This is a genomic window from Bacillus cereus group sp. BceL062, from assembly GCF_051780025.1.
GTDB classification, from domain to species: domain Bacteria; phylum Bacillota; class Bacilli; order Bacillales; family Bacillaceae_G; genus Bacillus_A; species Bacillus_A toyonensis.
Genome location: NZ_JBPWGY010000015.1, coordinates 15468 through 30744, shown reverse-complemented (window position 1 = coordinate 30744; position 15277 = coordinate 15468). Strand labels below are relative to the sequence as shown.

The window sequence follows — 15277 nt, the reverse complement described above, 5'->3', positions numbered from 1 at the left end:
GCCTTAGTAAATGAAATTATATCGACCATAACTTGAATTATATCGGCGATTTTCCAATTATATCGACCGTAACTCGAATTATATCAGCGATTATTGAAATATATCGACTTACCGACAATTAACGACAAAACCCTCTCGCTATTTGCGGACAGCCTAACGAAACTTCCATTTACCGCTCAAACACAATCCGCTGCTTCGTGATTTCATCCAGTCTCCCACGATCTACTTCATACTCAGCTTCAACACTTTGCGGTACAATCACTTTCCCGCCCTTAAGCATCACTTCCGGCGAAATAATATCCTGCTCCCAATGTCGACTAGAAGCGGATATATCACCAGGAATCGTAAAGTTCGGCAATGAAGCAAGCGCAACGTTTTGTGCTCGTGATATCCCCATCTCTACCATACCACCGCACCAAACGGGTATGTTATGCTCCATGCAATAATTATGGATTTGAATAGATTCTGTTAATCCGCCCACTCGCCCTGGTTTAATGTTAACAATTTGGCAACTACCAAGCGTAATCGCAACGCGCGCGTCTTCTAAACTATGGATGCTTTCGTCTAAACAAATCGGCGTTTCAATTTTCTTTTGCAGCTGTGCATGATCAAGAAAATCGTAATCCGCTAGCGGTTGTTCAATCATCAGCAATTGAAATTCATCTAGTCGTTTCAGCCTCTCCGTATCCGCTAATGTATAGGCTGAATTTGCATCAGCCATTAACGGGATATTCGGAAACTCTTTACGAATTTCTTTCAATAATTCGTAATCATGCTCTGGCTTTATTTTCACTTTAAAACGCTCGTATCCTTCTTCCGCGTACTTCTCGATTTGTTTTAGCATAACCGGAATCGTATTGATCCCGATTACAACGCCGACCTCAATTTCAGACTTCGTTCCGCCAAGCAATGTCGCTAGCGGTTTCTTTTGACGCGTCGCATATAAATCCCAAACAGCCCCTTCTATTCCGGCCTTTGCCATTCGGTTTCTCTTTATATGCTGGAACAAACTCGGCACTTCATTCGGATGAGAAATTTCAGTTTCCAATAAATCCGGTATTAAAAAATCCTGAAGTACATGCAGTGCTGTCTTCACCGTTTCTTCCGTATACCACGGTTCAGAAAAAGCAACGACTTCACCAAAACCAACGTATCCATCTTTATCTTCTAATTCAACGACGATACTCTCACGCCTTTCGTAAGTTCCGTAGCTTGCAGCAAACGGGATTACGAGTGGCATTTCCGTTATATAAAGTGTCACTTTTTTTATCTCCACCTACATCTCCTCCACTAATTGTCTTAACTCTCGTCTTAACAATTTTTTCGAAGCGTTTCGTGGTAATTCCTCTAAGAAACACACTTTCTTCGGCACTTTATATTTCGCTAATTTCTCCTCGCAAAAATGAAGAAGTTCTTCTTCTGTTACCTCTCCGCTTTTTACAACAAAAGCAGCTGGCACTTGTCCCCAACTTTCGTCAGCCATACCGACAACACCGGCTTCTGCTACTGCAGGATGAGAGAGTAACACTTCTTCAATTTGAGCTGGATATATATTTTCTCCCCCAGAAATAATTAAATCACTGCGGCGGTCTAATACGTATAAAAATCCTTCTTCATCTAAATAACCGAGGTCACCAGTATGAAGCCAGCCATTTTGAATTGTTTCACGCGTCGCATCTTCACGGTTAAAATAGCCACCTGTTACGTTCGGTCCTTTTACAACAATTTCTCCTTCAGCATGTGGAGGCACTACTACGCCGTCTTTTTCAATACGAAGCTGACATTGGAATAGTGGTTTTCCAGCTGATCCTACTTTCGTTAACATGTAATCTGCTGATAACGTACAAATTTGCGAAGACGTTTCTGTCATACCGTACGTTTGATACACAGGAATTCCTTTTTCTACACACGTTTCTAATAACGGTTTCGGCACTGGCCCTCCGCCTAGTAACATGCATCGTAAAGAAGAGGGATATGTCTCTTCTCCAAGTCGCTCTAAAAGATCTGTTAACATTTTAGAAACGACAGAAATAATCGTAACGCCTCTCGTTTGAAGTGCTTCATGAATAAAATTAGCATCATATTTCGGAACGAGTAAAATGCGCATACCGTACATAATATTTTTCATTAACAGAGATAGCCCGCCAACGTGGAACATCGGCATACAAGCTAACCAGCAATCATCATCACGAAGCCCTAAATTAAGCGAAGAACCGACTGCGCTTGCCCAATGATTACCGTACGTTAAAATAACGCCTTTCGGCTTCCCTGTCGTCCCAGACGTATAAATAATTGTCATCGCTTCTTCTAAAGAGAATTCTTCCTGTATAGATGCTTCTGCCTTCGATCCATTCATCACTTCAGCGAATGAATATACAGGAACATCTGTAGTCTCAAAATCTTGATCCGTCACTAAACAAACAACTTCAGCATCATCCATTTGCCAAAGTAGCTCTTCTCTTGAAAGACGCGTATTTAAAAGCACAGCTACTGCACCTACGTAAGATAGGGCGTGAATAACTGTAATCATCTCCATACCATTTTTCATCAGAACAGCCACCTTTTGTCCACGCTTCACTCCAACATGCGTGAGACGTTCACAAACAGATACTACTTTTTCATGCAGCTGCATAAAAGTAACCTTTTCATCCTCTATTTCAATTGCAGTGCGATCTGGTGTTAAAAATGCACGTTGCTTTAACCAGTTAGGCATCGTCTCCATCATTCATTCTCCTTTCATGAAAGAAAGAGACTTGATGTGACATCAAGTCTCTTAGTTGTTTTGTTTCCGGTTGATTCCATCTAGCTACAGCGGCTAAACAGTCGGCTCCGCTTTTGGTTTGATCACGGGAAACGAGGGAATTGACCGAAGTCCGGACTGCGTTTTTCTTTGAACGCGTCACGACCTTCTTTTGCTTCGTCAGTTGTGTAGTACAATAACGTTGCATCTCCAGCTAATTGTTGAATACCAGCTAGACCGTCTGTATCTGCGTTGAATGCAGCTTTTAAGAAACGAAGTGCCATTGGGCTGTTTGCTAAAATTTCTTGTGCCCATTGTACTGTTTCTGCTTCAAGCTCTTCTAATGGTACTACTGTGTTTACTAAGCCCATATCAAGCGCTTCCTGTGCGCTGTATTGACGACATAAGTACCAAATTTCGCGAGCTTTCTTGTGGCCTACCATACGAGCTAAGTAACCAGCTCCGTATCCACCGTCAAAGCTTCCTACTTTAGGACCTGTTTGTCCGAATACAGCGTTGTCTGCAGCGATTGTTAAGTCACATACGATATGAAGTACGTGTCCTCCACCGATTGCATAACCTGCTACCATTGCGATAACTGGTTTAGGAATTGCGCGAATTAGACGTTGTAAGTCTAATACGTTTAGACGTGGGATTTGGTCGTCACCTACATATCCACCATGACCGCGAACTTTTTGGTCGCCGCCAGAACAGAATGCACGTCCACCTTCACCTGTTAAAATGATAACGCCAACATTTGCATCATCACGAGCGTGTGCAAAAGCGTTGATTAACTCCATTACCGTTTTAGGACGGAATGCGTTATGTACTTCAGGGCGGTTAATCGAAATCTTTGCGATACCATTGTATGTTGAATAAATAATATCTTCGTAATTGCCTTCTTTTACCCATTCAATAGCCATTACAACTACCTCCTTGTATATTTCTGATCTCCTCTATAAGTGTAGCTTCCCTCTTAGGTGAAAAAAGCATCACTGCATAGTTTTTAGAAATCCCTTTACCATTGTATCAAACTTTTCTGGTTGTTCCACATGAATTGCATGGCCAGCACCATCAATTTTGACAAATTTCGCGTCAGAGACGCATTTTTCGATATTTTTTAATATGCGAAAGAACTTTTCATCATGCTCACCGTTCACTAAAAGAACAGGCATTTTTAAGTTTTGTAGCTCATTCCACCATGAAGGCTGAGCCCCTGTTCCCATGCCTCGCAAGCTATTTGCAAGTCCTTTTGAATTGTTAGCAAGTCGTTCTTTTCGCACTGCTTCTTGTACCTTTTCTGCTAAACGTTTTTGCGTTTCGAACAGCGGAATATTTTCCCACATCGCTACAAAACTTTCGATTCCTTCTCGCTCAATTTTATGAGCAAGTCGCTCATCTTTTTCACGACGTTCTTTTCTAGCCTCTTCACTTTCAAGCCCAGCTGTACAATTTTCTAATAAAAGAGAACGTACATATTCTGGATATAGGCATGCCATCGTAATCGCCAGCCTACCGCCCATTGAATAGCCGAGTATGTGCGCTTTTTCAATATGAAGGTAATCTAGCAGCTCTTTCATTTGTAATGCCGCATTTCTAATATCATAATGCGTCACAGCTTCAGGACTTTCCGTTTTTCCGTGCCCAACAATGTCTACTAAAATGACTTGAAATTTCTCGCTCCAAGAAGGAACGAAAAAACGCCACGTTTCCATGCTTCCCGTAAAACCATGAAGAAGTAGAAGTGGTTCACCGCTTCCGACTACTTCATATTCATACGATACACCTTGCAACGTTACTTTCATCGTGATTCACCTTGTAAAGATGTAGTAATTACGTCCATCGTTTTTGCCCATAATGTACGGTGCAATGTTAAGTTCTCATCACGATTCGTACAAATTTCCACAACGTGTAAACCTTCCGCCCTTGTTCCCTTTTGTACCTCTTCTCGGAATTGCTCCCAACCATTTACACGGCTAAATGAACCACCGTACATTTTAACAACGTGTTCATAATCAAGCCCAATCGGTGTTCCAAATAATGATTCAAAATGTTCCTTTTTCTCATACTGTGGTAAGAATGAGAAAATACCGCCACCGTCATTATTTACAACGACAATTGTTATGTTTAATTCATGTAATTTCGCTGCTAACAGTCCATTTAAATCGTGATAAAATGATAAATCACCGATGACTAATACGAGCGGATCACAAATAACGCTCGCGCCTAAAGCTGTTGAAATGATTCCATCGATACCATTTACACCGCGATTTGCCATCACCTGAATGTTTTTATTTGATGTGAAGAAGAATGAATCTGTATCACGAATTGGCATACTATTACTCGCAAATAACGTTGCCCCATCTGGTAATACGCGTACAATATCCGTAATAACCTTTCCTTCAAATGCCGTTTCATATGTTTCCATTTCACGAAGCGTTTCCTTCGTTTTTTCGTTTATATGTTGCCACATCCCGAACCAATCATTCTTTTTCATAGCTGGCATTTTTTCTATTAATGCACTACAAAATGCAATATCATTTGCCTGTACAACTTCTGTCGCAACAAGAGCTGGATCTCTCCATTGTCCGGATTCGTCGACAACGATATGAACGGCTTTCGTCTGTTTTTTAATAAACTGCGTTAATGCTTTCGAAACAGGCATACCACCAAAGCGAATCATAACTTCTGGCTTCCACGTTTCTTTTAACAACTCATTTCGTAAAAATGTATCGTAACAGTCGATTACCATCGTTTTATCGTGATGTCCGCTACGAATGTTAGAAAGTGGATCCGCTAATATTGGATATCCTGTTTTTTTAGCTAATTGTGCCGCAAACTCTGCGATTTCTGAATGACTATCATCTCCACAAATAATAAGCCCCTTTTCCATATGTGAAAGGCGCCCTACAAGAGAATCTACATATTCACTCGGCATCACCGCGTTCCCTTGCTGAACTACTCCTGTATATTCCCCGCGTCCTTTATCCCATAAACTTTCTAATGAAAAGTCCGGGATAAGCGGTTCACGAACTGGAAAATTAAGATGAACAGGTCCTTGCGGCGTTAAAAGTGCGCTTGCTATCATGCGCTGCGTCGTCATGCGAGCATAATGATACATCGCTTCACTCGCTTCTGGAATCGCCATCTCTGTAAATTGCTTCACAAACGTACCGTATAAATTAATTTGATTCATCGCTTGTGGTGCACCGACATCTCTTAATTCATGCGGTCTATCTGCCGTTAAGACGATAAGCGGCACTCGTGAATGAAAAGCTTCACATACAGCTGGGTAATAGTTCGCTGCTGCCGTTCCTGACGTACATAATAATGCAACAGGACGCTTTTTTGCTTTTGCGATACCAAGCGCAAAAAATCCTGCTGATCTTTCATCTACGTGTAAATATGTGTTCATTCCTTCATGTTGTTCCATTAGTAGAGCAATCGGCGTTGACCGTGAGCCTGGACTAATGACAACATCACATACATTTAGACGCGTCAGTTCATCCACGAACGCGCCTAAATAATATGATAATGCTTCTATATGATTGTTCATTTCATTAATTCCTCCAAAGCACCAAGCATCGGTCTAAACTTCAAACTTGTTTCTTCATATTCAAGTTGCGGTACAGAATCAATTACAATCCCACAACCGGCAAATAAGGATGCTTTCTCGCCATTTAATAATCCGCAGCGAAGCGCAACCGCAAATTCACCATTTCCTTCATCATCTATCCACCCAATCGGTGCACCGTACAATCCTCTGTCTAACAATTCCACATCACGAATGAGCTTCATCGCTTCCAAACGAGGCGTCCCGCCAAGAGCTGGTGTTGGATGTAATTCTTCTACCATTGTTAAAAGACTCACATCACCTTTTGCTTCTACAGGCGTATATAAATGAATTAAGTTTTTCGTTGTTAATAAACCCGGACTTTCCGGAATATTAACGACGTTGCAATGCTCATTTAATACACCGCGAATCATGTTCACTACATAACCATGTTCAGCTAAATTCTTTTCATCATGAAGAAGCGCATTACCATTTTGTTTACTTTCTTCTATAGAATGACCATGACCGATTGAACCAGCAAGACACATCGACGTAAACTTCTCATCTTCTTTGCGAATTAATCTCTCTGGTGTCGCTCCTAGGAAACATGCTCCTTTATAATCAAAAGAAAATACGTAACAATCCGGTTGCCCAATGCGAAGCGCTTCTAAAACAAGAGCAGAATCAATAGAATGATTCACCTCTACTTTTAACTCCCTCGCTAATACAACCTTCTGCACGTTACCCTGCTTCATCTCATCTTGCACTTTCTCAATTGCTTTCATCCAGCCTTTCGGATCAACTTCTACTTTAGAAGTAACAATTAATTTCGATCCTTCTAGCGCACATTTACTCTCCCCAAAAATTTTCTCTTCTAAAGAAATCATTTCGTTATAAAGAATTTCTGCACAATCTGTTTCTGAAACAAATGTATTCATCGTTAACCACGCTTTTTCATTTTTTACAGTTAATAAAAATGCGGGTAGTGAAAATGTTGTATCTTTAAATTCTTTCCATAGGTCTGTTTTCTCTTTTTCTGGATCAAATGAAAACCCACCAAATAAAAGAGGACCTGTTCCAAATTCATATTCATCTCTTTGCACAAATGCATTCTCTTTTACTTTCTCCCACTCATCACGAGCAGTTTGAAAGCGCTTATGAGAAGAATTTGCTATAGTGAAAACAGAGCCAATTCCTGCAAATATTACATGCTGAGCTGGGTCTGCAAAATAACATCTATTTTCGAATGAAGTCCTTTTTCCTGCTGCATAAAACAGAAGTGGATCCACCCAGTCTATTTGTTTGACAAAACTAACTAATGTTTTTTCATTCTTTACACGCTTAATGGCCGCACTAAGAACTTCTTGCAAGCCTTTTTGTTTCGTTTGAATCACAATTGTCTCCCCCCTATGGGCGAAAAATAGTCATAATTACGCTTGATTTTAAGATACACCTCAAACGAAAGGCCTGTCAACGTTTAGCATTTCTGAGAAATTCACCTTCTCTTCCTAGAAAATAAACGTTGACACTAAATGATGCTTTTTCTACACTTAATTGTGTACAATATGTGACCTAAGGAGGATTCAACATGGAAATGAACGTCGAAACGAATTCCTCTCCTACGGCGCCAAAGCCAAGCAAACAAACAGGCTGGCGCATTTGGTGGAGTTTACTACGCCCCCATACATTAACAGCAGCTTTCGTTCCTGTTTTCATCGGAACAGCATATGCGATGCAGGTCGGAGGTATAAATCAAATACATCTCCCTCTTTTCCTTATGATGCTTCTTGCTTGTCTTCTCATTCAAGCAGCAACAAACATGTTTAATGAATACTTTGATTATAAAAGAGGACTCGATCATGAAGGTTCAGTTGGAATCGGCGGCGCTATCGTTCGCGATGGCATTCAGCCAAAAACAGTACTGAACTTAGCATTTGGATTTTTCGGCATCGCAATGCTATTAGGCGTTTATATTTGTATGAATTCTAGCTGGTGGCTTGCTGCAATCGGTCTTATTTGTATGGCCGTTGCTTACCTTTATACAGGCGGCCCACTTCCAATTGCCTATACACCATTTGGTGAGTTAACAGCCGGATTATTTATGGGTGTCATCATTATTGGTATTTCATTCTTTATTCAAACTGGAACTGTAACGTCAGAAGTCATTTTACTATCTATTCCAAGCTCCATTTTAATTGGTGCCATTTTACTAGCTAATAACATCCGTGACTTAGATGGCGATAAAGAAAACGGTCGTAAAACGTTAGCAATTCTCGTTGGACGTGAAAGAGCCGTTGGTGTACTTGCTTCTATGTTCATCGTTTCCTACATTTGGACAATTGCTTTAATTATCGTGGGCATCGTATCACCATGGATGCTGATCGTATTTTTAAGTGCACCGAAAGCATTTAAAGCGACGAAAGGTTTTATCGGCAAAAGCATTCCAATGGAAATGGTACCTGCGATGATTTCAACAGCAAAAACAAATACAATCTTCGGTCTCCTCATGGGAATCGGATTATTACTTGGATATTTCCTTTAAAAGGAGCTGCTAATGCGGCTCCTTTTTCATATACCAATTTCAGCTCATAATTCCTACTCGCAACGCTCATACTATGTAAAGAAACTGAATTGTAGGAAGGTGGACGACTATGTTAACTCCACAACAAATAAATCAATTTAAATCCGTTTTAGAAAAACAAAAACAAGAACTAGAGCAAACAATACAAACTCATGAAAATGAAAATCGTGCCTCTGAACGCGATTCCGTCGGAGAATTGTCTAGCTATGATAACCATCCAGGTGATATGGCTACAGAGCTATATGAACGTGAAAAAGATTTCGGGCTTATTGAGCTTTGGCATAAACAGCTAGAGGATACGAAACATGCCTTGCAAAAAATAGAAGCAGGTACGTACGGTATTTGTGAAGTGTCTGGCGTGGAAATTCCATTTGCAAGATTAGAAGCAATGCCGACTGCTACAACATGCATACAGCACGCGACAAATAAATTAAATATGGAGACCCGTCCAGTTGAAGAAGAAGTATTGGCTCCTTCTTTCCATAAGCACGATGAAGATCATTCTGTTGAGTACGATGCAGAAGATGCGTGGCAAGATGTCGCAAATTATGGAACGTCTGAAACACCGTCTGATTTAGAAAGACAAGATTCAAAAAATTATAATGGTATGTATGTAAATAGTGAAGAGAATGTTGGATATGTAGAGGATTTCGAAAACTTTATCGGTACAGATATGTATGGAAAAAACCCACAAGTTTTCGCCACAGAAGAACATGAAGAGTATGAACAAATGCTTGATGACTTTGAAGAGCGTACCTTCAAAGGCGAATTATCTTCAAATGAATCTAGTTCCAAAGAGTAAAGTGAAACTTTAATTAGTGTGGGGACCATCCCCCACTAATTATTAGCCCACACCTTTCGGACGTTTACGGGATAAAAAAAAGCATTCCGAAATTCGGAATGCTTTTTATCGCTAGCTAATTAGTTTTTTGTAACGTTAGCTGCTTGTGGTCCGCGGTTTCCTTCAACGATTTCGAAAGAAACTTCTTGACCTTCTTCTAAAGTTTTGAAGCCTTCGCCTTGGATAGCTGAGAAATGTACGAATACGTCTTCTCCGCCTTCAACTTCGATGAAGCCAAAACCTTTTTCGCCGTTAAACCATTTAACTTTACCTGTTTGCATGTCATGTACCTCCTAAATAAAAATGAAACTATGAATCCACATGAAAAGGTGGATATAAAGGACATGAATGTATAACAAGCTTACAGCCTTTAATACAACGTGCTTTATTTCCGTACCACATTATGTAGCTCAATAGTGCTTTCACTATATCACGCTATATGAAAAACGTCAAATGAGAACACTTTCATTCCATCATTTTTTTATAATTTTAATATAATGTTGAATTTCCATCTCCTTATTTTATTTGAAAATTAACAAAACTAGAGTATTCTAATACTATTAAATTCTGTACAATATAAATATATATTACATATGAGGTGAAAAAAAATGAAGGCACATGAAATCGAATATAAGTTATACGGTGACGATATGCAGTTCGTTGAAATTGAATTAGATCCAGAAGAGAGTGTTATCGCAGAAGCTGGGGCAATGATGATGATGGAAGACTACATCGAAATGGAGACAATTTTCGGTGATGGTTCTGGACCATCTAACGGTCTATTCGGAAAATTAATGGGGGCTGGTAAGCGTCTTGTTACAGGTGAAAGCATGTTTATGACTGTATTTACAAATACAGGTCACGGCAAACGCCACGTCTCATTTGCTGCTCCTTATCCTGGTAAAATTGTTCCTGTTGATTTAACAGAATATCAAGGGAAAATAGTTTGCCAAAAAGATGCGTTTCTTTGTGCTGCAAAAGGTGTTTCTATCGGAATTGAGTTTACTAAAAAAATAGGAACTGGTTTCTTTGGTGGTGAAGGTTTCATCATGCAGAAACTTGAAGGTGATGGTCTAGCTTTCATGCATGCAGGCGGAACTGTATATAAGCGCGAATTAAAACCCGGCGAGAAACTTCGCATTGATACAGGTTGTCTCGTTGCCATGACAAAAGACGTTAACTATGATATTGAATTTGTAGGAAAAGTAAAAACAGCTCTATTTGGCGGTGAAGGTTTATTTTTCGCAACGCTAGAAGGTCCTGGAACGGTTTGGATTCAGTCCTTAACACTTAGCCGCTTAGCAGCACGCCTTACGAGTCCAGCAGCTCAAAGCACCGGTGAAGGCAGTGTTTTAGGTGGACTTGGTCGTTTATTAGATGGAAAAGAGTAAAAGTGCCCTTATGGGGCGCTTTTTATTTAGGTGGACTACGCTTCCCCTCCCCCCTCATATAACTAAATGTTCCATCCTCATTTTCAAAACCCTCAAAAAGAATGAATCAAGTCCCTCACTGCATATATTTAACCATACCTTTTCTTAAGGAGGGCTTCCTTAATGCGTACTCCTTTATCCTTTGATAAAGACACTGCCATATTGTTAGCTTCTTGTTGTGAGTTAACGTATGAACAATATAAACAAAATGGGATTTTTGAAATACCAGATGGTTTTCAATATGTACAAGGTTTTCAAGGAAAAACCATTCAAATGACAGAATGGTTTGGATTCATATTAGAATCTGAGGATACAATTATTGTAGCTTTTCGGGGCACACAAACAGATACAGACTGGATTATCGATTCACTCGTCAACCAAAAGCCATACCCATATGCTTTAAACAGCGGAAATGTCCATAACGGCTTTCTTTCTATTTATGAATCTTGCCGAGATTCTATTATGGATATGCTCGTATCATTGCCAGCCCATAAAAAACTACTAGCTACCGGACATAGTTTAGGTGGTGCGCTTGCTACATTACACATATTAGATGCACGTATCAATACTGCCTTCGCACAGTATGGCCTTTATACATTCGCTTCTCCAAAAGTAGGAGATATCGCTTTTCGAAATTATTATAAACTACAAGTAGCTAGTAGCTTTCGTTTTGTAAATTTATTCGATGTCGTTCCACTTCTCCCTCCGCGAAACATAAATTTTAATGATCGTGATTGGGAATATGCCCACGTTCATCACAATATGACATTTACAAAAAATACAAAATCTATTACGAATAATCATTCCATGACAACATACAAAACATGTCTGACTTCTCATTTTTAACCAGTAAACAATTGGAAATTACACATTCGTATACTATAATAATATATGAATTTACTTTTGGATGAGGGGACCTTACATGTTAAAGTTTATCTTTGCACTTTTTCTCATTGTAATTTTTTCGGTTACAGGTTTCTTTACATTTTCATACTTTGCGACAGGAGAATATGGTGGAACAGGCATAATCTATACCGCTATCCCATTTCTTTCTTAAGCAAAATAAGTAAACCGAGCTTAGTCTCATTTAGCTCGGTTTACTTTGCGAAGCAATCGTATTCCTGTTTTAAAAGCGAATACACTTTAGAATCACTGTACGTATTATTCATTTTTACATTTTGCCTCAATGTACCTTCATATACCATTTTTAATTTTTGCATCACACGTTCAGAAGCTACATTTTTCACACTACATCTCCCTTCAATACGATTCAAATTTAATTCTTGAAAACCAACTTTTATAACTTGTTCTAACGCTTCAACAATAACTCCTTTCCCCCAATATGTTGGGCTAATTACAGCTCCAATCGATGCACTATTATGTGGCATAAGCCATATTCCACATGTTCCAATTACCTTTTGGTTATCATTCAGCATAATAGACCATATAAGAGCCTTACCATCTCGTATCGTTGTAAACATATTTTCTAATAAACGATGAGTTTCCTCTTTCGTTTTATGTACTTCCCTCGGTACATATGTCGCTGTTTCCGAATTAGAATATACTTCAAATAAATCAGCTGCATGTGCACCGTGTATCTTCGTTAAAATTAATCTATTTGTTTTTAAATCTCCTTGTTCATACATACCCTTCATATGCCATTCACCACACTTCTGTATAATGAGTAAAAGTCCCTTCAAAAGGGACTTTTACTTAATGTTGTTTAACCGTATTACCAATACCCCAAATTTCATTACTGTACTGCAAAATCGTTCGATCGCTCGCAAAATGACCTGATTGTGCAATATTTAAAATCGACATTTCTAGCCATTTCGTTCGATTTTCATAAGTACGCCCTACAGCTTCTTGCCTTTCCGCATATGGACCAAAATCTCGCAAAACGAAATATTCATCATTTTGAATAACGAGAGAATCGTAAATTGCTTCAAATTCAGCTCCCGACTGTGCAAAGAAACCATTCGTTAACTGATCTACTACTTTTTTAATATGCATATTGTGGTGATAATAATCACTTGCACGATATCCACCATTTTGATAGTAATGAAGAACCTCTTCCGCCGTTAAACCGAAAATGAAACAGTTATCATCACCGACCCTGTCTTTTATTTCAATATTAGCTCCGTCTAATGTGCCGAGTGTAATCGCACCATTCATCATAAATTTCATATTTCCTGTTCCTGATGCTTCTTTACTCGCAGTTGAAATTTGTTCACTTACATCCGCCGCTGGGAATATATCTTCCGCTACAGAAACTCGATAGTTTTCTAGAAAGATAACTTTCATATATTGGCTTACGTACGGATCGTTATTTACTTTCCTTGCGAGTTCATTAATTAATTTAATAATTTTTTTCGCATAATAATAGCCAGGTGATGCTTTCGCTCCAAAAATAAAAGTACGCGGATAAAATGTAAAACTAGTATCCTCTTTCAAACGGTTATACAAATATAAAATATGAAGAACGTTTAATAATTGTCGCTTGTAAGCATGCAGTCTTTTTACTTGCACGTCAAAAATAGAATTTGGATCAATTGTAATCCCCATTTTATTATGAATACGCTCCGCTAAAATCTCTTTACGCTCTTGTTTTACCTCTGCAAATTTCTCTTGGAAACTCGCATCATATTGAACTGTTTGCAACGCCTGCAGCTTAATCGGTTCTTTCTTCCACTCTGTTCCAATCGCTTCTGAAATAAGGTTCGTCAGCTGCGGATTTGCCTTCATTAACCAACGTCTATGAGCGATTCCATTCGTCTTATTATTAAACTTATCTGGATAAAACTCATAAAACAATCGCATTTCACGTTGCTTCAAAATTTCCGTATGAATTTTTGCTACACCGTTTACGCTATGGCTACCGACAATTGCTAAATGAGCCATTTTCACAAGATCATGTGCAATAATCGCCATATCTTCAATGCGACGCCATTCGTACGGATAACGTTCCCAAAGTTCATGACAGAAACGTTCATTAATCTCTTCAATAATCATATAAATTCTCGGTAATAACGGTTTAAAAATGTGAATTGGCCACTTCTCAAGCGCTTCTGATAACGTCGTATGATTCGTATAAGAAATCGTTTGCGTCGTTATGTGCCAAGCCTCTTCCCATGCTAATTTTTCTTCATCTAATAAAATACGCATCAGTTCTGGAATCGCTAAAACCGGATGTGTATCATTAATATGAATCGCAATTTTTTCATGTAATTGACGAAGGTCACCATATCTTTCTCTATGCGTACGAACGATATTTTGTAAACTTGCTGATACGAGGAAATACTGTTGTTTTAAGCGAAGTATTTTCCCCTCTTCATGCGTATCATCTGGATATAAAAACTCCGATACCGCCTCTGTTTCACGCTTATATTTCAAAATATCTTTGCAGTTTTGCGGGAAAGGAACTGGTTCAGCATTCCAAAGCCTAAGCGTATTTACAGTACTCGTCTCATAGCCTACTACTGGAACATCATATGGTACCGCCATAATGACTTCTGCATTCGTATGCCTGAACTCTAAACGTCCATCCATTTCTAACGGCTCCACACTGCCAAAATAGCTTACTTCTACAGCTTGATCATGCCTTCTTACTTCCCATACATTTTCATGAAGAAGCCATTGTTCTGGAAACTCAACTTGATAACCATCAACAATTTTTTGATCAAACAAGCCATGTTTGTAACGAATCCCACAGCCGTGTCCTGGTAAGTTTAAAGATGCGAGTGAATCAAGAAAACAGGCTGCTAGACGTCCAAGCCCACCATTTCCAAGACCTGCATCTGCTTCCACCTCTTCTAACTCTTGCAAAGAAATCCCAAGCTCCGAAAGGCCCTGCTCACATACATCCCTGATGCCTAAATTTAAAATGTTACTTCCAAGCAAACGTCCAAGTAAAAACTCAATGGATAAGTAATACATTTGCTTTTGCTCTCCAGACCGATAGCTTTCGTTCGTTGCAATCCATTGACTATTCATATACTCACGTACCATGTACCCAAGCGTATTATATTGATCACGAGTTGTAGAGTCTTTGAAACTTTTCCCATACATCGTCTCTAACTTTTCTAGAAAGGCTGATTTGAAACTTTCAACATGAGTAAACATTTTTTCACCA

Annotated in this window: 14 protein-coding genes; 5 read left to right on the top strand and 9 right to left on the bottom strand. The window is 39.2% G+C overall.

Annotation, left to right across the window (positions count from 1 at the left end; genetic code table 11):
- Positions 1-169: 169 nt before the first annotated feature.
- The 6 genes from menC to ACS2MN_RS26710 form a co-directional block, all read right to left on the bottom strand.
- Complete coding sequence (menC, locus tag ACS2MN_RS26735; RefSeq protein ID WP_000403450.1) at positions 170-1276, bottom strand: o-succinylbenzoate synthase; 1107 nt, start codon at positions 1274-1276, stop codon at positions 170-172.
- Positions 1277-2722: an o-succinylbenzoate--CoA ligase gene (locus ACS2MN_RS26730; RefSeq protein ID WP_346994448.1), complete on the bottom strand. Its 1446-nt coding sequence runs from the start codon at positions 2720-2722 to the stop codon at positions 1277-1279.
- Between the two features lie 122 nt (positions 2723-2844).
- Positions 2845-3663 (bottom strand): 1,4-dihydroxy-2-naphthoyl-CoA synthase, encoded by an 819-nt coding sequence (gene menB, locus ACS2MN_RS26725; protein WP_000963888.1) that lies wholly within the window; start codon positions 3661-3663, stop codon positions 2845-2847.
- 69 nt (positions 3664-3732) lie between these two features.
- Positions 3733-4545 carry a 2-succinyl-6-hydroxy-2,4-cyclohexadiene-1-carboxylate synthase gene (gene menH, locus ACS2MN_RS26720; RefSeq protein WP_087950940.1) on the bottom strand — a complete coding sequence of 271 codons (813 nt, stop codon included), beginning with the start codon at positions 4543-4545 and terminating at the stop codon, positions 3733-3735.
- A complete protein-coding gene (menD, locus tag ACS2MN_RS26715) occupies positions 4542-6296 on the bottom strand; it encodes a 2-succinyl-5-enolpyruvyl-6-hydroxy-3-cyclohexene-1-carboxylic-acid synthase (RefSeq protein WP_001059231.1) in 1755 nt (584 codons plus the stop codon). Before menD ends, menH begins: the two co-directional genes overlap by 4 nt.
- On the bottom strand, positions 6293-7687 hold the full coding sequence (locus ACS2MN_RS26710) for an isochorismate synthase (RefSeq protein ID WP_088055585.1): 1395 nt from the start codon (positions 7685-7687) through the stop codon (positions 6293-6295). Before ACS2MN_RS26710 ends, menD begins: the two co-directional genes overlap by 4 nt.
- A gap of 194 nt (positions 7688-7881) precedes the next feature.
- On the opposite strand from ACS2MN_RS26710, the gene ACS2MN_RS26705 reads away from it, so the two are divergent.
- Positions 7882-8835 (top strand): 1,4-dihydroxy-2-naphthoate polyprenyltransferase, encoded by a 954-nt coding sequence (locus ACS2MN_RS26705; protein ID WP_000425757.1) that lies wholly within the window; start codon positions 7882-7884, stop codon positions 8833-8835.
- 109 nt (positions 8836-8944) lie between these two features.
- On the top strand, positions 8945-9676 hold the full coding sequence (locus ACS2MN_RS26700; protein ID WP_200203459.1) for a yteA family sporulation protein: 732 nt from the start codon (positions 8945-8947) through the stop codon (positions 9674-9676).
- A 119-nt stretch (positions 9677-9795) separates the two neighbouring features.
- Here ACS2MN_RS26700 and cspD read toward each other — a convergent pair whose 3' ends face one another.
- Positions 9796-9996 carry a cold-shock protein CspD gene (gene cspD, locus ACS2MN_RS26695; RefSeq protein WP_001193053.1) on the bottom strand — a complete coding sequence of 67 codons (201 nt, stop codon included), beginning with the start codon at positions 9994-9996 and terminating at the stop codon, positions 9796-9798.
- A gap of 327 nt (positions 9997-10323) precedes the next feature.
- Between cspD and ACS2MN_RS26690 the strand changes: the two genes are divergently transcribed.
- From ACS2MN_RS26690 to ACS2MN_RS26680, 3 genes are all read left to right on the top strand, one after another.
- On the top strand, positions 10324-11106 hold the full coding sequence (locus ACS2MN_RS26690) for a TIGR00266 family protein (protein ID WP_000643604.1): 783 nt from the start codon (positions 10324-10326) through the stop codon (positions 11104-11106).
- 162 nt (positions 11107-11268) lie between these two features.
- Positions 11269-11991, top strand: a complete 723-nt coding sequence (locus ACS2MN_RS26685; protein WP_001260116.1) for a lipase family protein — start codon at positions 11269-11271, stop codon at positions 11989-11991.
- 76 nt (positions 11992-12067) lie between these two features.
- Complete coding sequence (locus ACS2MN_RS26680) at positions 12068-12202, top strand: hypothetical protein (RefSeq protein WP_000911069.1); 135 nt, start codon at positions 12068-12070, stop codon at positions 12200-12202.
- A gap of 40 nt (positions 12203-12242) precedes the next feature.
- On the opposite strand, the gene ACS2MN_RS26675 is transcribed toward ACS2MN_RS26680, so the two are convergent.
- Positions 12243-12800 (bottom strand): GNAT family N-acetyltransferase, encoded by a 558-nt coding sequence (locus tag ACS2MN_RS26675; protein WP_000677948.1) that lies wholly within the window; start codon positions 12798-12800, stop codon positions 12243-12245.
- Positions 12801-12858: 58 nt separating this feature from the next.
- Complete coding sequence (glgP, locus tag ACS2MN_RS26670) at positions 12859-15267, bottom strand: glycogen phosphorylase (RefSeq protein WP_346994446.1); 2409 nt, start codon at positions 15265-15267, stop codon at positions 12859-12861.
- Between the last annotated feature and the right edge of the window lie 10 nt (positions 15268-15277).